The organism is Streptomyces sp. NPDC059534 (assembly GCF_042743475.1).
In the GTDB taxonomy this organism is placed as follows: domain Bacteria; phylum Actinomycetota; class Actinomycetes; order Streptomycetales; family Streptomycetaceae; genus Streptomyces.
Window position 1 is genome coordinate 93,165 of sequence record NZ_JBHWAQ010000004.1, and the last position, 24,655, is coordinate 117,819.

24 protein-coding genes and 1 tRNA gene are annotated in these 24,655 nt (G+C 73.1%); 12 read left to right on the forward strand and 13 right to left on the reverse strand.

All coding sequences use genetic code 11. The annotated features are described in order from the left end of the window. Nucleotides 1-44 precede the first annotated feature (44 nt). From ACFVZH_RS06410 to ACFVZH_RS06420, 3 genes are all read left to right on the forward strand, one after another. Nucleotides 45-1,103, forward strand: coding sequence for an ATP-dependent DNA ligase (locus tag ACFVZH_RS06410; RefSeq protein WP_384893838.1), 1,059 nt, complete (start codon nucleotides 45-47; stop codon nucleotides 1,101-1,103). A gap of 577 nt (nucleotides 1,104-1,680) precedes the next feature. Beyond that, nucleotides 1,681-1,875 carry a hypothetical protein gene (locus ACFVZH_RS06415; protein WP_051034050.1) on the forward strand — a complete coding sequence of 65 codons (195 nt, stop codon included), beginning with the start codon at nucleotides 1,681-1,683 and terminating at the stop codon, nucleotides 1,873-1,875. Between the two features lie 85 nt (nucleotides 1,876-1,960). Continuing rightward, nucleotides 1,961-4,060 (forward strand): MDR family MFS transporter, encoded by a 2,100-nt coding sequence (locus ACFVZH_RS06420; RefSeq protein ID WP_384893839.1) that lies wholly within the window; start codon nucleotides 1,961-1,963, stop codon nucleotides 4,058-4,060. A gap of 71 nt (nucleotides 4,061-4,131) precedes the next feature. Here ACFVZH_RS06420 and ACFVZH_RS06425 read toward each other — a convergent pair whose 3' ends face one another. After that, entirely contained in the window at nucleotides 4,132-4,575 is a 444-nt protein-coding gene (locus ACFVZH_RS06425) for a YchJ family protein (RefSeq protein ID WP_384893841.1), read from the reverse strand. Nucleotides 4,576-4,688: 113 nt separating this feature from the next. On the opposite strand from ACFVZH_RS06425, the gene ACFVZH_RS06430 reads away from it, so the two are divergent. After that, complete coding sequence (locus ACFVZH_RS06430) at nucleotides 4,689-6,032, forward strand: 6-phospho-beta-glucosidase (protein ID WP_384893843.1); 1,344 nt, start codon at nucleotides 4,689-4,691, stop codon at nucleotides 6,030-6,032. Nucleotides 6,033-6,101: 69 nt separating this feature from the next. Beyond that, nucleotides 6,102-7,994, forward strand: a complete 1,893-nt coding sequence (locus ACFVZH_RS06435; RefSeq protein ID WP_384893845.1) for a M64 family metallopeptidase — start codon at nucleotides 6,102-6,104, stop codon at nucleotides 7,992-7,994. A gap of 67 nt (nucleotides 7,995-8,061) precedes the next feature. Here the strand turns inward: ACFVZH_RS06435 and ACFVZH_RS06440 are convergent, their stop codons facing one another. The 3 genes from ACFVZH_RS06440 to ACFVZH_RS06450 all read right to left on the reverse strand — a co-directional run bounded on the left by ACFVZH_RS06440 (nucleotide 8,062) and on the right by ACFVZH_RS06450 (nucleotide 10,055). Then, the gene (locus ACFVZH_RS06440; protein WP_384893847.1) at nucleotides 8,062-8,868 is read right to left on the reverse strand and encodes an SAM-dependent methyltransferase; all 807 of its coding nucleotides are present in this window, start codon (nucleotides 8,866-8,868) and stop codon (nucleotides 8,062-8,064) included. Nucleotides 8,869-8,942: 74 nt separating this feature from the next. After that, nucleotides 8,943-9,179, reverse strand: coding sequence for a DUF397 domain-containing protein (locus ACFVZH_RS06445; protein WP_384893849.1), 237 nt, complete (start codon nucleotides 9,177-9,179; stop codon nucleotides 8,943-8,945). After that, complete coding sequence (locus tag ACFVZH_RS06450) at nucleotides 9,180-10,055, reverse strand: helix-turn-helix domain-containing protein (RefSeq protein WP_384893851.1); 876 nt, start codon at nucleotides 10,053-10,055, stop codon at nucleotides 9,180-9,182. It abuts the gene before it with no gap. A 272-nt stretch (nucleotides 10,056-10,327) separates the two neighbouring features. Here ACFVZH_RS06450 and ACFVZH_RS06455 point away from each other — a divergent pair, with 272 nt between their 5' ends. From ACFVZH_RS06455 to ACFVZH_RS06465, 3 genes are all read left to right on the forward strand, one after another. Next, a complete protein-coding gene (locus ACFVZH_RS06455) occupies nucleotides 10,328-10,759 on the forward strand; it encodes an ATP-binding protein (protein WP_384893853.1) in 432 nt (143 codons plus the stop codon). A 5-nt stretch (nucleotides 10,760-10,764) separates the two neighbouring features. Continuing rightward, entirely contained in the window at nucleotides 10,765-11,277 is a 513-nt protein-coding gene (locus tag ACFVZH_RS06460; protein ID WP_384893855.1) for a hypothetical protein, read from the forward strand. Between the two features lie 105 nt (nucleotides 11,278-11,382). Beyond that, the gene (locus tag ACFVZH_RS06465; protein ID WP_384893857.1) at nucleotides 11,383-12,099 is read left to right on the forward strand and encodes a class I SAM-dependent methyltransferase; all 717 of its coding nucleotides are present in this window, start codon (nucleotides 11,383-11,385) and stop codon (nucleotides 12,097-12,099) included. A 141-nt stretch (nucleotides 12,100-12,240) separates the two neighbouring features. Here the strand turns inward: ACFVZH_RS06465 and ACFVZH_RS06470 are convergent, their stop codons facing one another. From ACFVZH_RS06470 to ACFVZH_RS06490, 5 genes are all read right to left on the reverse strand, one after another. Further along, nucleotides 12,241-12,600, reverse strand: a complete 360-nt coding sequence (locus ACFVZH_RS06470) for a zinc ribbon domain-containing protein YjdM (RefSeq protein ID WP_384893859.1) — start codon at nucleotides 12,598-12,600, stop codon at nucleotides 12,241-12,243. A gap of 104 nt (nucleotides 12,601-12,704) precedes the next feature. Beyond that, nucleotides 12,705-12,792, reverse strand: a tRNA-Leu gene (locus ACFVZH_RS06475). Between the two features lie 383 nt (nucleotides 12,793-13,175). Next, complete coding sequence (locus tag ACFVZH_RS06480) at nucleotides 13,176-13,958, reverse strand: class F sortase (protein WP_384893861.1); 783 nt, start codon at nucleotides 13,956-13,958, stop codon at nucleotides 13,176-13,178. 104 nt (nucleotides 13,959-14,062) lie between these two features. Next, the gene (locus ACFVZH_RS06485) at nucleotides 14,063-14,599 is read right to left on the reverse strand and encodes a hypothetical protein (RefSeq protein ID WP_384893863.1); all 537 of its coding nucleotides are present in this window, start codon (nucleotides 14,597-14,599) and stop codon (nucleotides 14,063-14,065) included. 263 nt (nucleotides 14,600-14,862) lie between these two features. Beyond that, a complete protein-coding gene (locus ACFVZH_RS06490; RefSeq protein WP_384893865.1) occupies nucleotides 14,863-15,819 on the reverse strand; it encodes a beta-ketoacyl-ACP synthase III in 957 nt (318 codons plus the stop codon). Between the two features lie 248 nt (nucleotides 15,820-16,067). Between ACFVZH_RS06490 and fdhD the strand changes: the two genes are divergently transcribed. Continuing rightward, on the forward strand, nucleotides 16,068-16,895 hold the full coding sequence (gene fdhD, locus ACFVZH_RS06495; protein ID WP_384893867.1) for a formate dehydrogenase accessory sulfurtransferase FdhD: 828 nt from the start codon (nucleotides 16,068-16,070) through the stop codon (nucleotides 16,893-16,895). 151 nt (nucleotides 16,896-17,046) lie between these two features. Here fdhD and ACFVZH_RS06500 read toward each other — a convergent pair whose 3' ends face one another. The 3 genes from ACFVZH_RS06500 to ACFVZH_RS06510 all read right to left on the reverse strand — a co-directional run bounded on the left by ACFVZH_RS06500 (nucleotide 17,047) and on the right by ACFVZH_RS06510 (nucleotide 19,187). Further along, nucleotides 17,047-17,430 (reverse strand): (2Fe-2S) ferredoxin domain-containing protein, encoded by a 384-nt coding sequence (locus ACFVZH_RS06500; RefSeq protein WP_384893868.1) that lies wholly within the window; start codon nucleotides 17,428-17,430, stop codon nucleotides 17,047-17,049. Next, a complete protein-coding gene (locus tag ACFVZH_RS06505) occupies nucleotides 17,427-17,948 on the reverse strand; it encodes an isochorismatase family protein (protein ID WP_384893870.1) in 522 nt (173 codons plus the stop codon). Before ACFVZH_RS06505 ends, ACFVZH_RS06500 begins: the two co-directional genes overlap by 4 nt. A gap of 78 nt (nucleotides 17,949-18,026) precedes the next feature. Next, complete coding sequence (locus ACFVZH_RS06510) at nucleotides 18,027-19,187, reverse strand: bile acid:sodium symporter family protein (RefSeq protein ID WP_384893872.1); 1,161 nt, start codon at nucleotides 19,185-19,187, stop codon at nucleotides 18,027-18,029. Nucleotides 19,188-19,345: 158 nt separating this feature from the next. Between ACFVZH_RS06510 and ACFVZH_RS06515 the strand changes: the two genes are divergently transcribed. The 3 genes from ACFVZH_RS06515 (at nucleotide 19,346) to ACFVZH_RS06525 (ending at nucleotide 23,298) form a co-directional block, all read left to right on the forward strand. Further along, nucleotides 19,346-20,212, forward strand: a complete 867-nt coding sequence (locus ACFVZH_RS06515) for a LysR substrate-binding domain-containing protein (RefSeq protein ID WP_384893874.1) — start codon at nucleotides 19,346-19,348, stop codon at nucleotides 20,210-20,212. 295 nt (nucleotides 20,213-20,507) lie between these two features. After that, nucleotides 20,508-22,337: an AMP-dependent synthetase/ligase gene (locus ACFVZH_RS06520; protein WP_384893876.1), complete on the forward strand. Its 1,830-nt coding sequence runs from the start codon at nucleotides 20,508-20,510 to the stop codon at nucleotides 22,335-22,337. Nucleotides 22,338-22,503: 166 nt separating this feature from the next. Further along, on the forward strand, nucleotides 22,504-23,298 hold the full coding sequence (locus tag ACFVZH_RS06525) for an aldo/keto reductase (RefSeq protein ID WP_384894275.1): 795 nt from the start codon (nucleotides 22,504-22,506) through the stop codon (nucleotides 23,296-23,298). Between the two features lie 49 nt (nucleotides 23,299-23,347). On the opposite strand, the gene ACFVZH_RS06530 is transcribed toward ACFVZH_RS06525, so the two are convergent. Then, nucleotides 23,348-24,622 carry an SUKH-4 family immunity protein gene (locus ACFVZH_RS06530; protein ID WP_384893878.1) on the reverse strand — a complete coding sequence of 425 codons (1,275 nt, stop codon included), beginning with the start codon at nucleotides 24,620-24,622 and terminating at the stop codon, nucleotides 23,348-23,350. Nucleotides 24,623-24,655: the final 33 nt, after the last annotated feature.

A 24,655-nucleotide genomic window follows, 5' to 3' on the forward strand; every position in this document is an offset into this window, starting at 1 on the left:
GCCTAGGGCTCGCCGACAACTCCCGCATACCGGACAATCACCCCATGGATCTTCCGGTGATGCCGCCCGTGAAACCGATGCTCGCCAAGGCCGTGAAGCGGATCCCGCCCGGGATGCAGTACGAGGCGAAGTGGGACGGCTTCCGTGCGATCGTGCACCGGGACGGGCCGGAGCTCGTCATCGGCAGCCGTACGGGCAAGCCCCTCACCCGCTACTTCCCGGAGCTGGTCGAGGCGCTCGCGGACCGGCTGCCGCAGCGGTGCGTGATCGACGGCGAGATCGTGATCGAGCACGACGGGCACCTCGACTTCGACCGGCTCACCGAGCGGATCCACCCGGCGGCCTCCCGGGTCCGGATGCTCGCGGAGACCACTCCGGCCCGGTTCGTCGCCTTCGACCTGCTCGCCCTCGGCGAGGTGTCGCTGCTCGACGTCCCGCTGGGCGAGCGGCGGACGGCCCTGGAACGGATCCTCGACGGGGTCGACGCGCCGCTCCATCTGGCCCCGGCGACCCGGGACGCGGAGCTCGCCGCCCGCTGGTTCGAGCAGTACGAGGGCGCGGGCCTGGACGGGGTGATCGCCAAGCCGCTGGATCTGCCGTACCGGCCGGACGCCCGTCTCATGTACAAGATCAAGCACGAGCGGACCGCCGACGTGGTCGTGGCCGGCTACCGCTTCCACAAGAGCGGTCCGGTGGTCGGCTCGCTGCTGCTCGGCCTGTACGACGACGGAGGCGCGCTCCAGCACGTCGGTGTCTGCGCGGCGTTCACCGCGGTGCGGCGGGCCGAGCTGATCGAGGAGCTGGAACCGCTCCGGATGGACCCGCCGGACGGGCATCCCTGGGCGGCGTGGACCGAGGAGTCCGCGCACGAGGGGGCGCGGCTGCCCGGGGCGCCGAGCCGCTGGTCGGGCAAGAAGGACCTGTCGTGGGTGGCGCTGCGGCCGGAGCGGGTCTGCGAGGTCGGCTACGACCACATGGAGGACGACCGCTTCCGCCACACGGCCCAGTTCAAGCGGTGGCGTCCGGACCGGACGCCGGAGTCCTGCGGTTACGGGCAGCTGGAGGAGCCGGTCTCGTACGACCTTGCCGAGATCCTCACGTAGACCCCTCGCGCCCAGTTCGCCTCACGGGCCCTGTGGGGCCGCCCCGGACACGGGGGCCACCCCGGACACAGGGAGCCACCCCGGACGCCGGGGGCCACCCCAGGCGCAGTGGGCCACCCCGGACACAGGGAGCCACCCCAGGCACAGCAGGCCGCCCCAGGCACAGGACCGGCCCGACCGGAAGCCTCTGAACCGGGGAGTGAGATCCTTCACATTCACCGGGTGATCAAGCAGGCCCCACAGCCCTGCGACGGCAGTGTGTTCGACGAACATTCGAGCGATACACAGGGCCGGTGCACCAAGCCCGGCACGCCCGCGCACCCCCGCACCTGCGGGAACGCCCACGCCGCCGGGCGACGCCGCCGGGCGGTCGGCTCCCCCGGTCCCGCCGTGTTCGAGCGGGCGCCCAGTGCGCTGTTGCCCCGTCGCGACCGAGCCGTACCGGAACCTGTACCGCGATCCGGTACGTATTGGAGAGGAGAACCTTCCGCACTCTTCCCGGACCGACTAGGACTGACCCGTGATCACCTCGCCCTCGCCTCTCGTCCCCGTCCCGATCCCCGACCGTGTGGCCGCGATGATCGGCTCCTGCCTCCCGCTGCACGTCCTCCAGGCCGAGGTCGACGCGGACTGCGCGGCGCGCGAGGTGTACCGCTTCCGGGGACCGCTCTGCGCGGAGGACCGGGCGGACCGCGAGCACGCGCTCGCCGCACTGGCGCGTGCCAACAAGATCCTCGCCAAGCACCACCCGCAGCTCCCCGTCACCCCCTGACAGGGCTCGTCGGGGCGACGGTGCAGTACACCTGTTCGGCCGTCCCCCGCATGCACGCCCCTGGTGCCGGTGTGACGCTGCGAGAGTGACCACGACCAGCGACGCAGCGCCCGCGCCCTCGGCCGCCACCGAGCCACCCGTGCTCGACAGCCGCCGCCGCAACATCGTCTTCGGCACGATCATGCTGGGTGTCCTCCTGGCCGCCCTCGACCAGACGATCGTCGGCACCGCCCTGCCGACCATCGTCTCGGATCTGGGCGGCGCCGCCCATATGTCGTGGGTGGTCACCGCGTATCTGCTCGCCGAGACGGTCGCGACCGTCCTCGTCGGCAAGTTCGGCGACCTCTTCGGCCGCAAGGTGATCTTCCAGATCTCGGCGGTCGTCTTCATCACCGGCTCGTTCCTCTGCGGACTCGCCACCAACATGACGCTGCTGATCGTCTGGCGCGGCCTCCAGGGCATCGGCGCCGGCGGTCTGATGGTCACCTCGATGGCGCTCATCGCCGACGTGATCCCGCTGCGGGAACGGGGCAAGTACCAGGGCGCCATCGGGGCGGTGTTCGGCGTCTCCACCGTCATCGGCCCGCTCCTCGGCGGTCTGTTCACCGACCACCTGACCTGGCGCTGGGCGTTCTACGTGAACGTGCCCATCGCGATCCTCGTCGTCATCGCCGCCGCCCGCACCATCCCCTCGGTGCGTTCCGCGAGCCGCCCGGTCATCGACTACGCCGGCATCGCGCTGGTCGCCGTCGGCGCGAGCGCCCTGATCCTGGCGACCAGTTGGGGCGGCAACGAGTACGCCTGGACCTCCGGCGTCATCATCGGGCTGTTCGTCGGCGGATTCGTCGCGCTGGCCCTCTTCTGCTGGGTGGAGACCCGGGCGGCCGAACCCATGCTGCCCATGCGGCTGTTCTCGAACCCGGTCTTCACCGTCTGCTCCGTACTGAGCTTCGTGGTCGGCTTCGCCATGCTCGGCGCGATGACGTTCCTGCCGACCTACCTCCAGTACGTCGACGGGGACTCGGCGACCGTCTCGGGCATCCGCACCCTCCCCATGGTCATCGGTCTGCTGATCGCGTCGATCTTCAGCGGCAACGTCGTCAGCAAGACCGGTCACTACCGGATCTTCCCCATCGTCGGCTGTCTGGTGATGGGCCTCGGGCTCTACCTGCTCTCCCTCATGGAGCCCGAGACCAGCACCTGGCTCGCCTCGCTGTACATGTTCGTCCTCGGCGTCGGCATCGGCCTGTGCATGCAGGTCCTGACCATCGCCGTGCAGAACACCGTCGAGTACGCCGACCTCGGCACCGCCACCTCCGGGGTCACCTTCTTCCGCACGCTCGGCAGCTCGTTCGGCACCGCCGTCTTCGGCACGATCTACGTCAACTCCCTCAAGCCCAACCTGACGGCGGGGGTCGCCGAGGCCGCGGCCGTCGCCGAGAGCCTCGGGGTGGACCCGTCCGGCCTCGCGGAGGCGTCACAGAGCCCGGCCGGGGTGCACGGCCTGCCGCCGGAGATCGCCGAGCCGATCGTGCACGCCTACGCGGACACCCTCCACACCGTGTTCCTCTGGACCGTGCCGGTCGCGGCCGTCGGCTTCGTGGTGGCCCTCTTCCTCAAGCAGGTGCCCCTCCGCGACTCGGCGCGCGAGGCCGCCCCCGACATGGGCGAGGGCTTCGGCTCCCCCACCACGTCCGGCGACTCGGCGAAGCTCCTCGAACTGGCCGTCGGCCGGATCCTGCGCCGCACCGACCTGGACACCGTCCGGCGGATCGTCGCCACCTCCGACACCCGCCTCGACACGGCCGGCGCCTGGGCCGTGATGCAGGTCGAGCTGTTCACCCGGACCGTCGGACACGCCAGCCTCGGTCTGATCGCGGCGGGCCGGCGGGTCCCGCCGGAGGTGCTCCTGCCGGTCTTCGAGCGGATGGTCGAGGAGGGGTACCTCACCCGTGACGGGAACCTGCTCTCCCACACGGCGGCGGGCCGGCGAGAGGCCGACGTCATCACGCACGCCTGGGGCGACTGGCTCTCCGACACCATCGAGCAGGAGCGCGGCCGGCCCAGCGGGCCCGAGCTGCGGGTGGCGACGGACGCCATCGCCAAACGGATCGTCGCCGAGGACCTCGCCCACGGGATCCCGCGGGAGCGCACCGGCGAGCGGGCCGTGGCCGTCCGCGGCTGAGACCGGCCGACGGGGCGCCCGGGCTTCCCGGTGCTCCGCGACTCCCGGGCTCGCCTGCGCCCTTGCTCCCGCTACTCGATGAAGTCGCCGTCCACGTACACCCAGGCGCCCTCGTGGCGGGCGAAGCGGCTCCGCTCGTGCAGGGCCCCCTGCTCGCCGCCGTGTGCGTAGCGGGCCGTGAAGGTGACGGTGCCGTGCTGGTGGAAGGCGGTGCCCTCGGTGGTGCCCTCGATCTCCAGGCCGGACCAGCGCAGCCCCGGGTCGAAGTCGACGTCGTCCGGCCGGGTCTCCGGCGCCCAGGTGCGCAGCAGGTAGCCCTCGTCGCGGACGACGAAGGCGCAGTAGCGGGAGCGCATGAGGAGTTCGGCGGTGGGCGCCGTGCCGCCGGTCCCCGTGTGGAACCTTCCGCAGCATGCGCCGTACGCGGCGTCGAGGCCGCACGGGCAGGGGGAGGCCGCGGTCACGGCGGGCGCGGCGGCCGGGGCCGTACGGGGGCGGGTCTTGCGTCGGGACATGCCGTCATTCTCCCCCACCACGGGTGCGGGGCGGCGCCCGGCATCCGGACGCCCGCGTGGACACCCGTCGGCGATCCCGCTGCCCGGAGAGGGCGCGCGAGTAGCGTACGAGCATGAAACTGACGATTCTCGGAGGCGGCGGATTCCGGGTGCCGCTGGTGTACGGCGCCCTCCTCGGCGACCACGCCGAGGGGCGGGTCACCCGGGTGAGGCTCCACGACCTCGACGAGGCACGGCTCTCGGCGATCGCCCGTGTCCTCGCGGAGCAGGGTGCCGGGGTGCCGGACGCGCCCGTCGTGACGGCGACGACCGACCTGGACGAGGCGCTGCGCGGGGCCGACTTCGTGTTCTCCGCCATCCGGGTCGGCGGTCTGGAGGGCCGGGCGGCCGACGAGCGGATCGCCCTCGCCGAGGGCGTGCTCGGGCAGGAGACGGTGGGCGCGGGCGGGATCGCGTACGGGCTGCGGACCGTGCCGGTGGCGACGCACATCGCCCGGCGGGTCGCCGCACTCGCCCCGGACGCCTGGGTCATCAACTTCACCAACCCGGCGGGCCTGGTCACGGAGGCGATGTCGCGGATCCTCGGCGACCGGGTCGTCGGCATCTGCGACTCCCCGGTGGGCCTGGGCCGGCGGGTCGCCCGTGTCCTCGGCGCGCACCCCGACGAGGCGTGGATCGACTACGTGGGCCTCAACCACCTGGGCTGGCTGCGCGGTCTGCGGGTCGGCGGCCGGGACCTGCTGCCCGGGCTGCTCGCCGACGAGGCGGCGCTCGGCTCCTTCGAGGAGGGCAGGCTCTTCGGGCCCGAGTGGCTGCGCTCGCTCGGCGCGATCCCCAACGAGTACCTGCACTACTACTACTTCAACCGGGAGGCGGTGCACGCCTATCGGACGGCGGAGCGGACGCGCGGCGCCTATCTCCGTGACCAGCAGGCCGGTTTCTACCAGGAGACGGGCAAGCCGGACGCCTCGGCCCTGGACGCCTGGCACCGTACGCTCGCCGACCGCGAGGCGACCTACATGGCCGCCAACCGGGAGGCCGCCGGGACCGGGGACCGCGACGAGCAGGACCTGGAGTCCGGCGGTTACGAGAAGGTGGCGCTGGCGCTCATGCGGGCGATCGCGCGCGACGAGCGGGCCACCCTGATCCTCAACGTGCGCAACGGCTCGACGCTGGACGCGCTGGACGCGGACGCGGTGATCGAGGTGCCCTGCTCGGTCGACGCGAACGGCGCCCATCCGGTCTCGGTGGCCCCCCTGCCGTACCACGCCGCCGGTTTGGTGACCGCGGTGAAGGCGGTCGAGCGGGAGGTCCTCGCCGCGGCGGAGAGCGGCTCGCGGGCGACGGCGGTCAAGGCGTTCGCGCTGCATCCGCTGGTCGACTCGGTGGCGGTGGCCCGCCGGCTCGTGGACGGCTACCGGGCTGAGCACCCGGGTCTGGCGTACCTGCGGCACTGAAGCGTCGCGGAACCGTACGACCGACGAACATCTTTACGGCGCCGGGGGCGCGGCCTAGGCTCGCGCCCCATGACCTCACAGCGCAATGGAGCACGAAGAGGCCGCCTGGCACGGCTCGTCGCGGTCTGTCTGCTGGCCGCCGGACTCGTGGGAGCGGGACCGGCGGCCGCGGAGACCCCGACGACCGGTGACGGTCCCGTCGTCGTCCCCGTCCAGACGACCGGGCCCGCCGACCGGCGGTTCAACCTGGTGTTCATGGGCGACGGCTACACCGCCGCGGAGCTGCCCGCCTTCCGGGCCGACCTCGAACGGCACCTGAACACGCTGTGGAGCATCGAGCCCTTCGCCTCCTACCGCTCGTACGTCAACGTGTGGGCGGTGGAGGCCCCTTCGGCCGAGTCCGGTGTGGACTGCGACCCCGGACTGGCCGCCCCCGCCCGTGACACGGTGCTCGACATGGGCTTCTGGGGCGGCTGCAACCCGGACAGCGTGCAGCGGCTGCTCACCGTCGACAGCCGCAAGGCGGCGGCCCTGGCCGATCTCGTGCCGGGCACGACCCGCGCCAACCGGCAGATCGTCGCCCTCGCCCACAGCTCCACCTACGGTGGCGCGGGCGGCAGTTACGCCACCGCCTCCGGCGGCAACGCGCTCTCCTCCCTCATCACCCCGCACGAGATAGGCCATTCGCTCGGCGGCCTCCAGGACGAGTACGACTACTACGCGCGCGGTGTCCCGGGCGAGGCGTACTCCGGTCCCGAGCCGGGCTCCGTCCATCACACCCTCCTGACGGAGGAGCAGATGAGGGAGCAGCGGGCGAAGTGGTGGCGCTGGCTCGGCGAGGAGAGCGAGTCCGGCGGCGTCATCGGCCGCTTCGAGGGCGGCCTGTACAGCACGAAGGGCGTCTGGCGCCCGAGCCGGCACTCCCTGATGAAGACCCTCGGCTACGCCTTCGACCAGGTGGAACGCGAGGTGATGGTCAAGGCCATCTCGGCGAAGGTGAACCTGGTCCAGGACCACACGCCGAACGGCACGCCGATCGGCGCGGACCGGACCGTGTGGGTGGACACCCTGCACCCGGTGGGCGGTGAACTCGCCGTCACCTGGCGGCTGGACGGCCGGACGCTGCCCACCCGCGGTGCACGCGTCCTCGATCTGCGGAGCCTCGACGTCTCCCCCGGCGCGCACACGCTCACGGCGACGGTCACCGATCCGACGCCCTTCGTCCGCGATCCGGCGGTCCGCGCCTCGGCCGCGCTGACCCGTACGGTCGGCTGGACGGTGGACCCCTCGCTCACCACCCGGGCGGAGCCGGTGGAGGCCGCGTTCACCGGTCACACCCCCACCGGTCGGCCGGTCGGCGCCCGGGCGGTCGTCCACGCGGACACCACCCACCCGGGGGACCGCACGCCGGCCGTCCACTGGCGCCTCGACGGCCGCCCCGTCCGCCCGGTGAGCCGCAACGACCGTGACCTGGACCTGGGTTCGCTGCGCCTGTCCCCCGGTACGCACACGCTGACCGCACGCATCCCGGGCACCGGCGAGGCGCTGAGCTGGGCGGTGGACGCCCGCCCGGCGACGGCCGCGTACGAACTGTCCACGCCGCTGCGCACGGTACGGCGCCCGGGCCGCCCCGTGGAGTACGTCTACGACGGGCCGTTCACCCTGCGGCTGACCGCGCGGGACGACCAGGAGGGCGCCGTCGTCAGCCAGTTCCGGGTGGACGGCGACGGCTGGTACACGTACTACGGCTGGCCGACGGACGCCGGCGCGCCGTTCCGGTTCTCGCCGGGCGGCACCGTGATCGACGACCTCGTGTACGGGAAGCTGGGGCGGAGCCGCGCGGTGCCGTGGGACGACGCCACCCCGGACCTCGGCACCCACACGGTCGAGTACCGCACGATCGACGCGGCCGGCAACGTGGGCCGCGCGCAGCGCTTCCTGGTGACGCTGGTGCGGCCTTAGGACAACGGGAAGGGCCCGCGGACCGGGTGCGGTCCACGGGCCCTTCCGGTGCTCCGTACGGTTCGGGTCAGAGCTTGCGGGCCACGCCGGCCCACCCCGGGATCGGGTCGTCGCCCTGCACCGGGACGGGCTCGCCCAGCTCCGGGTGCCACTCCGCGGTGAGGGCGACACCGGGCTCGACGAACTCCATGCCCTCGAAGAACGCGGCCAGCTCGTCGCGCGAGCGGGGCCGCAGGGTCAGCCCGCGCGCCCGGTACATGGCACTCGCCTTCGCCGCGCCCTCGGGGTCGAAGTCCCCGGTGACGTGGGAGAGGACGAGGTAGCTGCCCGGCGCGAGCTTCTCGACGATCTTGGCGACCAGTTCGTACGCGCCGTCCTCGTCCCCGACGAAGTGCAGCAGGGCGAGCATCGACAGCGCGATCGGCTGGTCGAAATCAAGGACCTTTCCGGCCCTTTCGAGGATGACCTCGGGCTCGCGGGCGTCCGCCTGGATGTACTCGGTGGCCCCCTCCGGGGTCGAGCGCAGCAGGGCGGCCGCGTGCGCGAGCACGATCGGGTCGTTGTCGCAGTAGACGATGCGGGACTCCGGCGCGGCCTCCTGCGCGATCTGGTGCAGGTTGGGCTCGGTCGGGATGCCCGTGCCGACGTCCAGGTACTGCCGGACGCCGTGGGCGCTGAGCCAGCGGATGGCGCGGTGCATGAAGGCCCGGTTGACGCGGGCCATGTCCCGGCCCCGGGCGTCGACGGTGAGCAGCTGGCGTGCCATCGCCTCGTCGACCGGGTAGTTGTCCTTGCCGCCCAGGAACCAGTCGTACATCCGCGCCGGATGAGGCTTGCTGGTGTCGATCCGTACGGATGCGGGGTCCTGGGTCATCGGCTCTCCTGGTCGGGATGAACGGCTGGCACTACAGCAAGAGTTACGCGATGGTAGGGGTGGGACGGAAGGGTTCAGGTGAGCAGAAAGTCAGCCTGACCGGATTTGGCGCCCAGGATGAAAGCGGCGATCTCCCCGTGGGTGTAGATGAGCGCTGGTCCTTCAGGGTCTGCGGACTGTCGCACGGCGACTCTGCCGTCGGCCAGCTTCATGGCCTCGACGCAGTTGCCCCCGTTCCCGCCGCTCCAGGGCTTGTGCCAACCCTCGGCACCGAGCTCAGCGGCGGGCATGCCGTTGTATATGCGATCCATTCACAGCTCCTTGCGGAGATTCCGGAGAACCTCCTTCGTGCGTTGTGCAGTCGCGGCCTGAGCCGCCATGCGGTCCATGACCTCCAGGTGGGATGCCACCTCGGGACGCGCGTCGAGATAGACGGCGCCGGTCAGGTACTCGCTGTAGACCATGTCCGGCAGTTCGGGCATGGCGAAGCGGAAGAGGACGAACGGTCCGTAGGTGCCGGGATGGTGGCCGGACGCGAACTCCGCGATCTGCAGGGTGACGTTCGGCGACTCGGACGCTTCGAGCAGCCGGTCGAGCTGGTCGCGCATCACCTCGGGCCCGTCGCCGACCGGTCGGCGGAACACCGTCTCATCCATGATCACCCAGAACTTCGGGGCGTCCTCCCTGGTCAGCAGGGACTGACGCTCCATCCGTAGGGCTACATGACGCTCGGCGTCCTCGTCCTTGCCGGCATCGCTGCCGCCACCGACCGCCCCGCTGCGCAGAATGGCACGGGCGTACGCCTCGGTCTGGAGGAGACCGGGCACGAACTGGGGTTCGTACGCCCGGATGAGGCTCGCCGCCCCCTCCAGGCTCACGTACATGGAGAACCAGCCGGGCAGCACGTCATGGAACCGCTGCCACCAGCCGGGGAGGTTGGCCTCCTCCGCGAGGGCGACGAAGCCCTCGGCCTCGGAGTCCGTGATCCCGTACTCCTTCAGCAGGAGCTGGACGTACGGGATCTTCAGCGCGACCTCGGCGGTCTCCATCCGCCGGATGGTGGCCGGGGCCACCCGGAGAACCCTGGCGGCCTCTTCCCTTCTCAGGCCGGCCCGCTCCCGCAGATCCTGCAGGCGCCTGCCGAGAACGACCTGTCCCACCGTGGGGGCGGACCGCGGCTCGCTCACTCTCAGACCTCCCCGACGCACTGTTTCGACGAGTGTGCCACGAAGCCGCGCCAGTGAGAACAAGGCACTCTGCAATTTTCAGAGTGCCACTTGCCAAGTGTCCGGCGCAGGAGGACAGTGTTCCGGTGAAACCAGTACACGCTGCCGCCGTGCGCCATCGCGCCACGGCGACAGTGGCGTACGGCAGTCCTGCCCACTGTTGTGAGGAACCGGTCGTGGCTTCTGGTAACGCGCAGCCCTCAGGTCTCATGAGCCCGCGAGCCCCTCGGGTCATGGCCCAGCGCCCACAGCAGCACACCGATCCCGTCCGCCGCTTCGCCTTCGAGCTCCCGGCGCGCACCGCGTCCGTCGCACGCGCCCGCCGGCTCGCCGAGGAACGGCTCATCCTCTGGGGCTGCGGCCCCGACATCCGCGACACGGTCGCCCTCGTCGTCTCCGAACTCGTCACCAACGCCGTCGTGCACACCGCCAGCGACCGGGTCGTCTGCGAGCTCCGCGAGGACGAGGAGACCCTGCGCATAGCGGTCCGCGACGAGGGCGGCCCGGCCGGACCCCGAATACGCGACTGCGGCGAGGAGGAACGCGGCCGCGGACTCCTCATCGTCGACGCCCTCTGCACCGCCTGGGGCGCCGACCGCACCGGACACGGCACGGCACAGGTCGTCTGGGCGGAGCTCGCCCACGGCATGGGGGAACCATGCTGAGGTCGATGGCCTCCCGCATGCTCCCGCGGTCGGCCCGCAAGCCGCCGGAGAACCTCACCGTCCCGCGCCAGCGCGGCATCTCCGACCCCCGAGGACCGCAGCCCGGAGGAATCGGCTCGATCTCCCCCGGCTCCGGGACGCTCGACTCCGCGGAACTCCGCGCCACCCGTCTCGCCGTCCCCGTCGGCCTCCACACCGGTCTCGGCTGCGACGCCGTCGGCGTCCCCGCCCGCTTCGGCTTCAAGATCCTCTCCCGCCTCCCCGCCAAGGGCTGCGTCTACGCCGACTCCGACTGGTGGTGGTGGCTCGTCCCCGCCGGCTCCGACCTGGACCTCACCTGGCCGCTGCCCGCCTGCTACGCCCCGGACGCCGAGATCCCCGACCGCGCCCCCCGCCTCATCCACCACCCCGACGGCATCTCCCCCTACACCCCGCCGATCCCGCTGTACCTGCTGGTCTGCCAGCTGACGGGCATCGCCCCGGCCTGGCCGACGCCCCCGGTGGGCAGCGCGCTCTGACCCGCCTCCGCGTACCGGCCTCTCGTACCGGCCCGCGGAGTACCTCCTCGTACCGGTCCGCGGAGTACCGCGTGCGGCGGACCGTCACGGCATAGGGTCGGAACCATGTTCACCCCGCAGGGCCCCAGCCTCCGCGAGCTGACCGTCCAGGCCCTCTCCTCCGTCGAGCACGGCTACGACCTGCTCGCCGGCAAGTTCGACGCGACCCCGTTCCGCACCTCCGACCGCCTCCTGACGGCGGTGGCGCACACCCTGGAGACCCTCGGCCCCTTCGACTCGGGGCTCGACGTCTGCTGCGGCACCGGCGCCGGACTCGGCGTCCTGCGCTCCGTCTGCGCGGGCCGCGTCACGGGCGTCGACTTCAGTACGGGCATGCTGGCCCGGGCCCGCGCCGCCCACCCCACCGCCGACCTGGTCCGCGCCGACGCCCTGGCCCTGCCCTTCGCCCCCGCCTTCGACCTGGCGGTCAGCTTCGGCGCCTTCGGCCACTTCCTCCCGGCCGCCCAGCGCACCCTCTTCACCCAGGTCCACGCCTCCCTCCGGCCCGGCGGCACCTTCGCCTTCCCGCTCCCCGCCCCGCCCCCCGTCGGGTCCCGCCTCTACTGGACCCTGTGGGGCTTCGACGCCGCCATGCGCGTCCGGAACGCCGTCCGGCGTCCCCCCTTCGTCATGTACTACCGGACCTTCCGCCTCGCCGACGTCCGCACCCGCCTCGCGGACGCGGGCTTCGACGTCTCCCTCACCGCGATCGACACCCTCGGCCACCGACCGGACGGCAGCCCCCACTGCCGCCTCGTGGTGGCGCGCAAACGCGCCGCATGACCGGCGCCGGTCGGCAGCTTCGTCACCGCGCCCCGCCCCCGCCCCCTCCGGCGGCAGCGTCGTCTTCACTCGCGGTGTCCGCCTGTCCTCAGGCCGGCTCGCCGCCTGCAACTCCCTCTGAACCGGCGAGCCCGACGCCGGTCATGCCTTCTTGACCACGCTGGACTTCAGCTGCATCGCCCCGAACCCCTCGATGCGGCAGTCGATGTCATGACCGTCGACACCGTCGACCAGTCGGATGTTGCGCACCTTGGTGCCGGCCTTGATCCCGGAGGGATTCCCCTTCACCTTCAGGGCCTTCACGACCGTCACCGTGTCCCCGTCGCTGAGCACGTTGCCGACAGCGTCCTTGACGACCCGCTCCCCGCCCGCCTCCGCGTCCGCGTCACCCTCGGCGCCCGGCACCCACTCGTGGCCGCACTCCGGGCACACGACCAGGCTGTTCATCTCGTAGGTGTACTCGCTGGAGCACTGGGGACACGGGGGAAGGTTCTCGCTCATTTCCCCAGGATAAGGGCCTCCCGCCCCCGCCCTGGGTGCCCGCCGACCCGTCGGCGGGCATACGAAAAGTGCCGGTCGATTCGAGATCGACCGGCACTTTCGTGTGGTGTCCGAGGGGGGACTTGAACCCCCACGCCCGATAAAGGGCACTAGCACCTCAAGCTAGCGCGTCTGCCATTCCGCCACCCGGACTAGGTGTCTGTCGCTTTGCGGTTTCCCTCGCGGCGACAGATGTAACTCTACCAGGGGTTTGAGGTGCCGTTCACCAGCGTTTCCCGTGGTCAGTGGGGTGGAGGGAGGGGGCCGCGCGGGATTCCGGACGAATTGTCCGGCTGGGTTCACGTTCTGTCGTCGAGCGTGAGCGCAGCGTGGGGAGTGGAGAGGGGGAATGCCGTGAAGTGCCTGGTGGAGGGGGTGGGGGGCTGCGCGGGGCGGCCCGGCGAGGAGGGCTGCGGGCGGCCGCGGTGGGGTGTGGGAGCTCGACGCCCCCCGACGCCGGCTCCGTGGGGCCACCTTGGCGACGGTGGCGTGGTCCAGGCCAATGGGGCGGGGGGAGTCCGTCAGGTCGGGGGTGGTCAGCGGACGGTGACGAGGCGGGCGGAGACCACGACGTTGCCGGTGTAGCCGTCGGCCTCGGTGAAGGCGCCGCCGCAGGTGATGAGGCGTAGCTCGGGGTGGCCGGAGTCCGCGTAGACCCGGGCGGCGGGGAAGGCGGCCTTGGGGACGACCTCGACGCCGTAGACGGCGAAGACGGCGGTGCGGCCGTCGCGTCGGTCGATCTCGACGCGGTGTCCCTTGGCGAGGGCGCCGAGGTCGTAGAAGACGGCACGGCCGCCGGGGGTGTCGACGTGGCCGACGACGACGGCGGTGCCCCGCTCGCCGGGGGTGACCGCGCCGGTGAACCAGCCCGCGAGCCGGTTGCCCTCGGGGGGCGGGGCTTCGATCCAGCCGTCGGCGTCGAGTCCGACGTCGGTGACGGGCGCGTCGATGCGGACGGCGGGGACACGGACCCGGAGCGGGGTGGAGGGGGGCAGCGGGTCGGGGGCGGAGACGGGGGTGAGCGCGGAGGTGCCGGCGCGGGTGGCGCCGTCGGGGGCGGCCGCGGCGAGGGGCTGCGGTGGACCGTCGGCGCGGAGCTCGTCCGTACCGCCGCGTACGAGATGGACGCCGACGAGGAGGACGACGGCGATGACGCCCCAGGCGCCGTGGCGTCCGGCGCGGTGGTGTGCGGGGCCGTGGGACCGGGCCCGTTCGTCCGATCGGGCCTTCTCGCCTGACCACGCCTCTTCACCCCAGCGCGCTTTGTCACCCGGCCGTGCCGTTTCGTCCGACCGCGTCGTGGCGTCCGACCGCCCCACGTCCCGCCCTCCTCGGCAGCGTCCCGCAATGGTGGCGCCCCTCCGTCCCGGACCTCGTCATACCGGGGCGGAGGGGCCGTTTCAGGTCCCCCTGGTCCCGGCGGTCAGGCGCGGCGGCGGGTGAGGGCGACGGCGGCGCCGAGCGCGCCGGCGATGAGCAGGGCGCCGGTGACGACCTCGGTGGTGCCGAGTCCTTCGGAGCCGGTGGCGGAGGCGGTGCCGAAGCCGGCCTTCACGCCCTTGTGGGCGCCGGCGGGCAGGTCGGTGTCCTGTCCGTCCGGCTTCGGGCGGGGCTCGCCCTGGGCGATGGTGAGGGTGGTGGTGCCGCGCTCGCCCTTGCAGTCGAAGGTGATCTCGTACTGGGTGCCGGCCTTGGCGTCGACGTCCACGGTCGCGTTGCCCGAGCGGCCCTCGGTGAGGGTCACGGTGTCGAACACACCGGAGGTGACGGTCACGGACGGCACTTCGCAGCCGTCGGAGGTGAGGGTGACGGTGCCGCCCGGGGCGATCGTCGCGGGGGTGACGGAGAAGCCGAACGACGTGATGTTCCGGTCGACTTCGTCCGCCAGGGCGAGGGGCGCGACCGTGACCACGGCGACGGCGCTGAGCAGGGCGGCGGAAGCGGCACGTATCGCGCGCATGGACGGTCCTCCGGTTCACGCGAGGGTTCGGACGCGGAGCGATTCCGTGTCCGAGGCGAAACGACCCTCACCGTGATCGAAGCTAGGTCCGCCCCCGGCGCGCCGCCACCGGGCTCCGCCGAACGGAGCACGGGGCCGTGCGGGGCGCCAAGGCCGGGCGCGGAGGCCGCGCGTGGTGGCCGGGCTCGGAGGCCGCGCGCGGCACGGTCTCCCGGCGGCGCGCGGACCGGGCGGCCGCCGGGAGGCGGAGTGCCGGGGCCGCGTCAGGGGACGCGGACGACCTGACCCGCGTACGAGAGGTTGCCGCCGAAGCCGAAGAGCAGGACCGGGGCGCCGGAGGGGAGCTCGCCGCGCTCGACGAGCTTGGCGAGGGCGAGCGGGATGGAGGCGGCCGAGGTGTTGCCGGAGTCGACGACGTCGCGGGCGACGATGGCGTTGACGGCGCCGATCTTCGCGGCGAGCGGCTCGATGATCCGCAGATTGGCCTGGTGCAGGACCACGCCGGCGAGCTCCTCGGGGGCGATGCCGGAGCGTTCGCATGCCTTGCGGGCGAGCGCGGGCAGCTGCTGGGTGGCCCAGCGGTACACGGCCTGCCCCTCCTGGGCGAAGCGGGGCGGGGTGCCCTCGATGCGGACGGCGTGGCCCATCTCGGGGACCGAGCCCCACAGGACCGGCCCGATGCCGGGCTCGTCGCCCGCGTCCGCGTCCTCGACGGCCTCGACGATCGCGGCGCCCGCGCCGTCGCCGGTGAGGACGCAGGTGGTGCGGTCCGTCCAGTCGGTCACGGCGGTCATCTTGTCGGCACCGATCACCAGGACCCGGTGGGCGCCGCCGGCCCGTACCGCGTGGTCGGCGGTGGCCAGGGCGTGGGTGAAGCCGGCACAGACCACGTTGAGGTCCATGGTCGCGGGCGACGTCATGCCGAGGCGGGCGGCGACGCGCGCGGCCGTGTTCGGGGAGCGGTCGATCGCGGTGGAGGTGGCGACGAGGACGAGGTCGATGTCGTCGGGGGTGAGGCCGGCGGTGGCGAGGGCCTTGCCCGCCGCGTGCGCGGCGAGCTCGTCGACCGGCTCGTCGGGCCCGGCGACGTGCCGGGTGCGGATGCCGACCCGGCTGGTGATCCACGCGTCGTCGGTGTCGACGATCTCCGCGAGGTCGTGGTTGGTCAGCACCTTGGCGGGCTGGTAGTGCCCGAGCGCGGCGATGCGAGTGCCCGTCATGCCAGGGACCCCCTAGGTGGTTCGTTCGTACGGCAGGACCCCCCAGTCTTGCCAGCGACTGATGGGTAACCGATGACGTAAACCACCAAGATTCCCCCGTACTGCTTGGCCGACCGTGACAACGACCCAGGTGGGGACCGGCTCCCGAACGGCCGCGGGACCGGGTGTGGACCCGGTGCGGGTGGAGGAGAATGGCCCGGCCGGGGCCTTCCCGGCCGTCACTGCGGAGAGAATCGAGAACGGTCACGATGGGTCGGGTCACCGAGCGACGGCGTGTGCTGCGGATCCGTGGCGGTGCGGTCAACGCACGGCCCGACACCCTGGTGGCCGAGGAGCCGCTGGAGATACGCCTGAACGGGCGCCCGATCGCGATCACCATGCGCACCCCGGGGGACGACTTCGCGCTCGCCGCCGGGTTCCTGGTGAGCGAGGGGGTCCTCGCGGCCGCCTCGGACGTGCGGAACATCGTGTACTGCGCGGGGGCCACGGACGACGGCGGCAACACGTACAACGTCGTGGACGTCCAGCTGGCCCCGGGGGTGGCCGTCCCGGACATCAGCCTGGAGCGGAACGTCTACACGACCTCGTCGTGCGGCCTGTGCGGGAAGGCCAGCCTGGACGCCGTCCGCACGACGGCGCGCTTCCCGATCGCCGACACTCCCCCGGTGCGGCTCGCCCCCGAGCTGCTCTCCCGGCTGCCCGAGCGGCTGCGGGAGGCGCAGCGGGTCTTCGACACGACCGGCGGGCTGCACGCGGCGGCGCTGTTCACCGAGGACGGCGAGCTGCTCGACGTACGGGAGGACGTCGGCCGGCACAACGCCGTGGACAAGCTGGTCGGGCGGGCCCTGCGGGAGGGGCTGCTGCCGCTGGAGCGGGTGGTGCTGCTCGTGTCGGGGCGGGCCTCGTTCGAGCTGGCGCAGAAGGCCGTGATGGCCGGCATCCCGGTGCTCGCGGCCGTGTCCGCCCCGTCCTCGCTCGCCGTCGACCTGGCCGCCGAGACGGGCCTGACCCTGGTGGGCTTCCTGCGCGGGCCCAACATGAACGTGTACGCGGGAGAGCACCGGATCGCCGTGTGACGCGGCCTGGTACCGGCTGACCGCCATGTGACGCGACCCGGGACCGGCCTGACCGCCGTGTGACGCGGCCCGGGGCCGGACCCGACGACCGTGCGACGCGGCCCGGCCCCGGGCCGTGTCACCGTCCGGCGGGGCCGTGATCCGGCCGGGCTCAGTTCTTCGGCGGGTCGATCATCTGGAGGGCGAGGGTGGCCGGGGGCGGGGCGAGGCCCGGGCCGCCGGCCGCGGTCCAGCCGAGGATGTCGTCGAGGCAGTCCTCGTCCAGGGTGAAGCCGATCCATGCGGCCCGTCCGCCGCGCCGACGGCCCTCGGTGGAGGGCTGGACGACGACGATGTTGGCCTGGGCGCAGGGTCCGAGGCAGTCGCTGGTACGGACGACGAGCCGGCCACCGGAGGCCGCGGCGGCCGCGCGGAGGCGGGCGAGCTGGCCGGCGTGGTCGGTGCCGGGGTTCTTGCGGGCGTCGCCGCAGCAGCAGCCGCGGCAGACGACGAGCGAGCAGGGGCGGGCCCCGTACCGTATCGGGACCGGGGTCACTCCAAGCCGTCCAGCGTGATCGCGTCGACGGGGGCGACCGTGCCCAGGCGCGGGAAGTCGAGGTCGACGGAGGCGCGGTGCTCGTCGGCGGTGAGGGCCGACATCGCGTCCTCGGCGAAGACGAGGTCGTAGCCGAGGTCGCAGGCGGCGCGGGCGGTGGACTCGACGCCGAGGTTGGTGGCGATGCCGCCGAGGACCAGCGTGGTGGCGCCGAACCCGGAGAGCAGTTGGTGGAGCCCGGTGTCCTGGAAGCCGCCGATGGTCCGCTTGACGACGACGGACTCGCCGTCCCGGACCAGGTCGGCGACGAGCTCGCTGCCGGGCGGCTGGCTGTCGACGTTCGGCCGCTCGACCCGGATGTGGACGACGGGCGCGCCGGCGGCCCGGAACGTGTCGGCGAGGCGGGCGGACGCGGCGAGGACGTCGGTGCCGGGGCGGGGGGCGAGGGGCAGCGCGACGATGCGTTCCATCAGGTCCACGAGGACGAGCGCGGTGCGGCCGGGATCGAGTGCGGGCATGGGAGCACCGTAGCGGCCCCGATGATCATCGCGGGGCGGCCGGGGGTGTGATCCGGCCGACGGAGGGGGCGCACGGGGTCACCGGCCGGTCGCATCACCGGGGGCGGGTACGGGTTCGGGGGCGGCGGCCGGTGGAACGGCCGAGCCGGGAGCGGCGGGCTCGGAAGCCGCGGAAGCGGAAGCGGCGGCCTGAGGAGCCGCGGGCTCCCCGTCGTGTGAGCGGCGCTTCGCGATGACGGCGCAGACCATCAGCTGCATCTGGTGGAAGAGCATCAGCGGCAGCACGGCGAGCGAGGCGTGCGGGCCGAAGAGGACGCTGGCCATGGGGAGCCCGGCGGCCAGGCTCTTCTTCGAGCCGGCGAACTGGATGGCGATCCGGTCGGCCCGGTCGAAGCCGAGGAGGCGGGCTCCGTACCAGGTCAGGGAGAGCATCACGGCGAGGAGGACGGCCTCGGCGGCGAGCAGCAGGGCGAGCCGGGCGGGGGTCACGAGGGACCAGATGCCGGCGACCATGCCCTGGCTGAAGGCGGTGTAGACGACGAGGAGGATCGAACCGCGGTCGACGTACCCCAGGGCCTTCTTGTGGCGGACGAGGAAACCCCCGACCCAGCGGCGCAGGAGCCGGCCGGCGAGGAACGGCACGAGCAGCTGGAGCACGATCCTCAGGAGCGCGTCGGCGGAGAGGCCGCCCGCGCTGTTGCCGAGGAGGAGCGCCGCGAGCAGGGGGGTGAGGACGATGCCGGCGAGTGAGGAGAACGAGCCGGCGCAGATCGCGGCGGGCACGTTGCCCCGGGCGATCGAGGTGAAGGCGATGGACGACTGGATGGTGGACGGCACCAGGCAGAGGAAGAGGAACCCGCCGGCGAGCTGGGGGGTGAGCACGGTCGGAGCGAGGCCCTGCGCGGCGAGGCCGAGGAGGGGGAAGAGCAGGAAGGTGCAGCCGAGGACGGTGAGGTGGAGCCGCCAGTGCCTGAGGCCGTCGAGGGCCTCGCGGGTGGAGAGCCGGGCCCCGTAGAGGAAGAAGAGCAGGGCCACGGCGCCGGTCGACGCGCCCTCGGCGACGTCCGCCGCCGCGCCGGATGCGGGCAGGAGCGCGGCGAGGGCGACGGTGCCCAGCAGCGCCAGGACGTACCCGTCGACGGGCAGCCAGGACGGCAGGCGCGGGCCCGTGCGGGCGGTGCGGCCGGGGCCGACCGGGCCGGCGGGACCGGCGGTGCGGCGCGGGGTGGGGCGGGTCATGGTCTCCACTGCTCTGTGCGCTGCTGGGGTGGCGCGGTTCCGTGCGGGGCGCACTCTCATCCTGCTCCACGCCTCGGTGATCGGGAATCCCGGACAGCGCTCTGACTGTCATCGCCGTTCGTGATGAGCGACGGACCCGGCCGCGATAGCGTCGACCCGTGTACGAGCCCACCCAGCTGCGCACCTTCCTCGCCGTGGCCCAGACGCTGAGCTTCACGCGCGCCGCCGACCGGCTCGGGCTGCGCCAGTCGACCGTCAGCCAGCACGTGCGGCGCCTCGAGGAGGCGACGGGCCGGCCGCTGTTCACCCGGGACACGCACCGGGTGGAGCTGACGGAGGACGGCGAGGCGATGCTCGGGTTCGCCCGCACGATCCTCCAGGCACACGAGCGGGCGGCCGCGTTCTTCGGCGGGACCCGGCTGCGCGGGCGGCTGCGGTTCGGCGCGTCGGAGGACTTCGTGACGACCCGACTGCCGGAGATCCTGGAGTCGTTCCGGCGCGAGCACCCCGAGGTCGACCTGGAGCTGACGGTCGAGCTGTCGGGGACGCTCCAGGCCCGGCTCGCGGCGGGCCGGCTCGATCTGATCCTCGCCAAGCGGCGCGGGGAGGAGAGCGGGGGCCGGCTCGTCTGGGAGGACTCGCTCGTCTGGATCGGGGCGCCGGGGCTGCGGCTCGACCCCGACCGGCCGGTGCCGCTGATCCTCTACCCGCCGCCGGGGATCACCCGGGCGCGGGCCCTGGAGGCCCTGGAGGCGCAGGGCAGGGCGTGGCGGATCGCGTGCACGAGTTCCAGCCTCAGCGCGAACGTCGCGGCGGCGCGTGCCGGACTCGGGGTGATGGCGCACACGCGGGGCCTGGTGCCGCCGGGGCTCGTCCCCGTACCGGCCCGGGCCGGGCTGCCGGAGCTCGGCGAGGTCGGCTTCGTGCTGCGGTCGGGGCGCCGGGGCGGGGCGGTGCAGGAGGCGGCCGACGCCCTGGCGGAGGCGATCCTCGCGGGCGGCGACCGGCTGCACCGGCCTCGCTGACCGGTCGGTGCGGCGGGGTCGGGGGCGCCCCGGAGGCGGCGGCGCGGGGCCCGCGCGTGAGCGGCCGGTATGGATTCCGTGGAGATTCCCGCCGGGTGGACGTACCGCGCGGTCCGTAACGGCCCCGGAGTGCCCGTGACTTGGCCACCTCACCGGCCCTGACCTGTGAGAACGCGGAATGTCCCGGCTTGGTGAAGGCCCTCCCGCCGGGCAGGCGGGTGGGGTACCGTCACCCGCGCCGTACGGAGCGCGACAACGAGCTTTTCCAGCCATCGAGCCGCCGAGGAGCAGGTCAGTGCGCGAGTTCACCGTGCCGCCCGTCGAGGCGGCGCCTCAGGTCGGCGGTCTGGCGGACGCCGTGTTCGACCACGCGCTCGCCGAGCCCGGCCGGATCGCGTTCGGCCGGAAGGATCCCGGCCCGGACGGGCAGTGGCGGGACGTGACGGCCGCGCGGTTCCGGGACGAGGTCCTCGGGCTCGCGAAGGGGCTGATCGCGGAGGGTGTGCGGTTCGGCGACCGGGTCGCGATCATGGCCCGTACCCGCTACGAGTGGACGCTGTTCGACTTCGCGCTGTGGGCGGTGGGCGCGCAGCCCGTGCCGGTCTATCCCACCTCCTCGGCCGAGCAGGTCTTCTGGACGCTGTACGACTCCGAGGTCACGGCGTGCGTGGTGGAGCACGAGGACCACGCGATGACGATCGGCTCGGTGATCGACCGGCTGCCCCGGCTCCAGCGGCTGTGGCAGCTGGACGCGGGCGCGGTGGACGAGCTGACGGCGGCGGGCGCGGACATCGACGAGGAGGTCGTGCACCGGCACCGGCGGGCGGTCACCCCGGAGACGGTGGCGACGGTCATCTACACGTCGGGGACGACCGGCCGTCCGAAGGGCTGTGTGATCACCCACGCGAACCTCATGTTCGAGACGGACATGCTGGTGGGGCGCTGGGAGCCGGTGTTCCGGTCCCGGCCGGGGGACGAGGCGTCGACGCTGCTGTTCCTGCCGCTCGCGCACGTCTTCGGGCGGATGGTGGAGGTCGCTGCGGTCCGGAGCGGCGTGAAGCTGGGGCATCAGCCGGTGATGGCGGCCGCGGAGCTGCTGCCGGACCTGGTGGCGTTCCGGCCGAGCTTCGTGCTGGCCGTTCCGTACGTCTTCGAGAAGATCTTCCGCGCGGCCCGGCGCAAGGCGGAGAGAGAGGGGAAGACCGGCCCCTTCGACAAGGCCGTGGAGGTGGCCGTCGCGTACGCGGAGGCGGTGGAGCAGAAGGCGTTCGGGACGGGTCCCGGGCCGTCGGCGGCGCTGCGCGTCCAGCACCAGTTCTTCGAGAAGACGGTGTACGGGAAGGTCCGGGCAGCCCTCGGCGGGCGGCTCCGGCACGCGATGTCGGGCGGTTCGGCGATGGCCCGCCGGCAGGGGCTGTTCTTCGCGGGCGCGGGGGTCACGGTCTTCGAGGGGTACGGGCTGACCGAGTCGTCGGCGGCCGCCACCGCGAATCCGCCCGGGCGGACCAAGTACGGCACGGTCGGGCAGCCGGTCCCGGGGACGACGGTGCACATCGCGGAGGACGGCGAGGTGTGGCTGCACGGCGGTCAGGTCTTCTCGGGCTATCTCAACAATCCGGAGGCGACCGCCGCCGTCCTCAACGACGGCTGGCTGGCCACCGGGGACCTCGGCGCCCTCGACGCGGACGGCTATCTGACGATCACCGGGCGGAAGAAGGAGATCCTGGTGACCTCGGGAGGCAAGAGCGTGGCGCCCTCGGGTCTGGAGGAGCGGGTGCGGGCGCATCCGCTGATCGCCCAGTGCATCGTCGTCGGCAACGACCGGCCGTACGTCGCCGCCCTGGTCACCGTCGACCAGGAGGCGGTGGAGCACTGGCTCGCGATGCAGGGGCGGGCGCCGCTCGCGCCGACCGAGCTGGTCCGCGACCCGGCCCTGGAGACGGAGATCCGGCGGGGCGTGGTGGCGGCGAACACGCTGGTCTCGCAGGCCGAGTCGATCCGGACGTTCCGGATCCTCGCGCATCCCTTCAGCGAGGAGCACGGCCTGCTCACGCCCTCGCTGAAGCTGAAGCGGAAGGCGATCGAGCGGGCGTACGCGGCGGAGGTCGAGGCACTGTACGGCTGAGCCGCGCCCGCAGGAATGCGGAGCGGCCCGTGATCGTTGAACGGGGGAAGTGCCCGTACGGCCGGCAGGGGCGTACGGCCGTCACGACCCGAGACAACGTAAGGATCCACTCCACGTGAGCACGGACAGCAAGGTTCCCTCGATCACCCTCGCCGACGGCGTCCTGATGCCGCAGCTGGGCTACGGCGTGTGGCAGGTGCCGGACGACGAGGCGGCGACGGCCGTGGCGACCGCTCTGGAGGCCGGCTACCGCTCGATCGACACCGCCGCGATCTACCGGAACGAAGAGGGCACGGGCCGGGCCGTCGCCGCCTCCGGGATCCCCCGCGAGGAGCTCTTCGTCACCACCAAGCTGTGGAACAGCGAGCAGGGCTACGACTCGACCATGAGGGCCTTCGACGCCTCGCTCGACAAGCTGGGGCTCGACTACGTCGACCTGTACCTGATCCACTGGCCGGTGCCGGCGAAGGACGCGTACGTCGACACGTACCGCGCCTTCGAGAAGATCCACGCCGACGGACGGGCCAGGGCGATCGGCGTCTCGAACTTCCTGCCGGAGCACCTGGAGCGGCTGATCGGCGAGACGTCGGTCGTGCCCGCCGTCAACCAGATCGAGCTCCACCCGCAGCTGTCGCAGCAGGCGTCCCGCGAGGTGCACGCGCGGCTCGGCATCGCGACCGAGGCGTGGTCGCCGCTCGGCCAGGGCCGCGGGCTCCTGGAGGTCCCGGCGATCGTCGCGATCGCCCGCAAGCACGGCCGGACGCCGGCCCAGGTGGTGCTGCGCTGGCACCTCCAGCTGGGGAACGTGGTGATCCCGAAGTCGGTCACCCCCTCGCGGATCCGCGAGAACATCGACGTCTTCGACTTCGAGCTGGACGCCGAGGACCTGGCCGCGGTCGCCGCCCTCGACGAGAACCGCCGTCTCGGCCCCGACCCGGCCGAGTTCCACGTCGGCGCCTGAAGGAGACGGAGGGGGTGGGGGCGGCGCGCCGCCTCGGCGGTGCGGCGGCTCAGTAGCCGTGGACGCCCAGCTCGGTGACCGAGGCGAAGAGGTGCTCCCACACCTCGGCGCCGGGCGCGCCCTCGGCCAGCGCCTCGGCGTCCACCTCCGCCATCGCCCGGAGGAACGCCTTCACGCCGTCCTCCCCCTCGTACGGGTCCCAGCACGCGCCCATGTACCGGCGGACGCCTTCCAGGAACCGGACGAAGGCGTCCAGGTCGCGGACGAGCGGGAAGACGGCGTCGCCGCCGGGGCCGTGGCTGCCGTCCGGCTGGCGCAGGCCGACCGCGCCGGTCACGGGATGGAGGAAGACCTCCCCCGCGTCGCAGTAGCCGAGGTCGAACGAGCCGATGCTCAGCAGGCCCTCGGGGCCGGGTCCGAGGAGGGCGTCCGCCACGGCGAACGACGTGACGCCGGCCGCCCAGTGCCGGGGCAGGCCGGCCTCGGCGAGCAGGGTCCGGGTGGAGGCGTGGGTGAGGGCCGCGGGCTGCTCGTCGGCCGGGACCCGGACGACGCCGGCGGGCCCGAACACCCCGTCGAGGCGGGCCGCGGTGAGGGGGCCGGCGGTGTTCCTCGTACCGGGGCGGAACCACGGCCCGCCGTCCGGCGGTGTCCGGTCCGACGCGTCGGCGCCGCCCGTCGGCCAGTCGGCGAGGGCCGCGTCGTTCTGTTCGACGACGACGACACCGCGCGCGTCGTGGAAGACGTACCGGCCGCCGGCCAGCGGGACCGGCTCCTCCCAGCCGTCGGGAGCGTGCAGCGACCAGGACTCCTCGTCGGCGTCGAACAGCCAGGGCCCGTCGGGCTCCTCCTCGTCCAGGGGCTCGGCGGGGGCGGCGGCGGGGGCGGGGCGGACCTGTCCGGTGGCCGGGTCGAACCAGGTGTCCGGGCACCAGAGGGCCCAGACCTTGAGCAGCGGCGTCCCGTCGACCTCGCACATCTCGGCGGAGCGGTCGCCGCTGAGGTTGGGCTCGGCCTCGTAGGCGCCGACCGGCCGCCACCAGGACCACACCGTCCGCCACGGCAGCCCCGGTTCGGCGGCCGCCACCCGCTCCGCGTACGCGGGGTGACCGAGGACGGTCGCCGCGAAGTGCAGCCACGAAGCGAACTCGGCGGACGTCACGTGGGCGCCGCCGAAGACGGCTTCGGCCTGGGTGAACACCTCGCGGCCCACCCCGCCGTCGTCCTCCGGCAGGGCGTCGATGCGGGTGCGGAGCTCGGCGCGGTCGTGGCGCAGGACCCGAGCGGGGTCGTCGAGCAGGGAACGGAGATCGGAATCGGTCACCGGCCCCATGGTGTCAGGCCGGGCTCGCTGTCG

Excerpts from the sequence above, each read along its gene's own strand:
- ACFVZH_RS06410 (WP_384893838.1), top strand. The coding sequence starts at position 45 with ATGGATCTTCCGGTGATGCCGCCCGTGAAACCGATGCTCGCCAAGGCC.
- ACFVZH_RS06415 (WP_051034050.1), top strand. The coding sequence starts at position 1,681 with ATGATCGGCTCCTGCCTCCCGCTGCACGTCCTCCAGGCCGAGGTCGAC.
- ACFVZH_RS06425 (WP_384893841.1), bottom strand. The coding sequence starts at position 4,575 with ATGTCCCGACGCAAGACCCGCCCCCGTACGGCCCCGGCCGCCGCGCCC.
- ACFVZH_RS06430 (WP_384893843.1), top strand. The coding sequence starts at position 4,689 with ATGAAACTGACGATTCTCGGAGGCGGCGGATTCCGGGTGCCGCTGGTG.
- ACFVZH_RS06435 (WP_384893845.1), top strand. The coding sequence starts at position 6,102 with ATGACCTCACAGCGCAATGGAGCACGAAGAGGCCGCCTGGCACGGCTC.
- ACFVZH_RS06440 (WP_384893847.1), bottom strand. The coding sequence starts at position 8,868 with ATGACCCAGGACCCCGCATCCGTACGGATCGACACCAGCAAGCCTCAT.
- ACFVZH_RS06445 (WP_384893849.1), bottom strand. The coding sequence starts at position 9,179 with ATGGATCGCATATACAACGGCATGCCCGCCGCTGAGCTCGGTGCCGAG.
- ACFVZH_RS06455 (WP_384893853.1), top strand. The coding sequence starts at position 10,328 with ATGGCCCAGCGCCCACAGCAGCACACCGATCCCGTCCGCCGCTTCGCC.
- ACFVZH_RS06460 (WP_384893855.1), top strand. The coding sequence starts at position 10,765 with ATGGCCTCCCGCATGCTCCCGCGGTCGGCCCGCAAGCCGCCGGAGAAC.
- ACFVZH_RS06465 (WP_384893857.1), top strand. The coding sequence starts at position 11,383 with ATGTTCACCCCGCAGGGCCCCAGCCTCCGCGAGCTGACCGTCCAGGCC.
- ACFVZH_RS06470 (WP_384893859.1), bottom strand. The coding sequence starts at position 12,600 with ATGAGCGAGAACCTTCCCCCGTGTCCCCAGTGCTCCAGCGAGTACACC.
- ACFVZH_RS06485 (WP_384893863.1), bottom strand. The coding sequence starts at position 14,599 with ATGCGCGCGATACGTGCCGCTTCCGCCGCCCTGCTCAGCGCCGTCGCC.
- ACFVZH_RS06490 (WP_384893865.1), bottom strand. The coding sequence starts at position 15,819 with ATGACGGGCACTCGCATCGCCGCGCTCGGGCACTACCAGCCCGCCAAG.
- fdhD (WP_384893867.1), top strand. The coding sequence starts at position 16,068 with ATGGGTCGGGTCACCGAGCGACGGCGTGTGCTGCGGATCCGTGGCGGT.
- ACFVZH_RS06505 (WP_384893870.1), bottom strand. The coding sequence starts at position 17,948 with ATGCCCGCACTCGATCCCGGCCGCACCGCGCTCGTCCTCGTGGACCTG.
- ACFVZH_RS06510 (WP_384893872.1), bottom strand. The coding sequence starts at position 19,187 with ATGACCCGCCCCACCCCGCGCCGCACCGCCGGTCCCGCCGGCCCGGTC.
- ACFVZH_RS06525 (WP_384894275.1), top strand. The coding sequence starts at position 22,504 with ATGCCGCAGCTGGGCTACGGCGTGTGGCAGGTGCCGGACGACGAGGCG.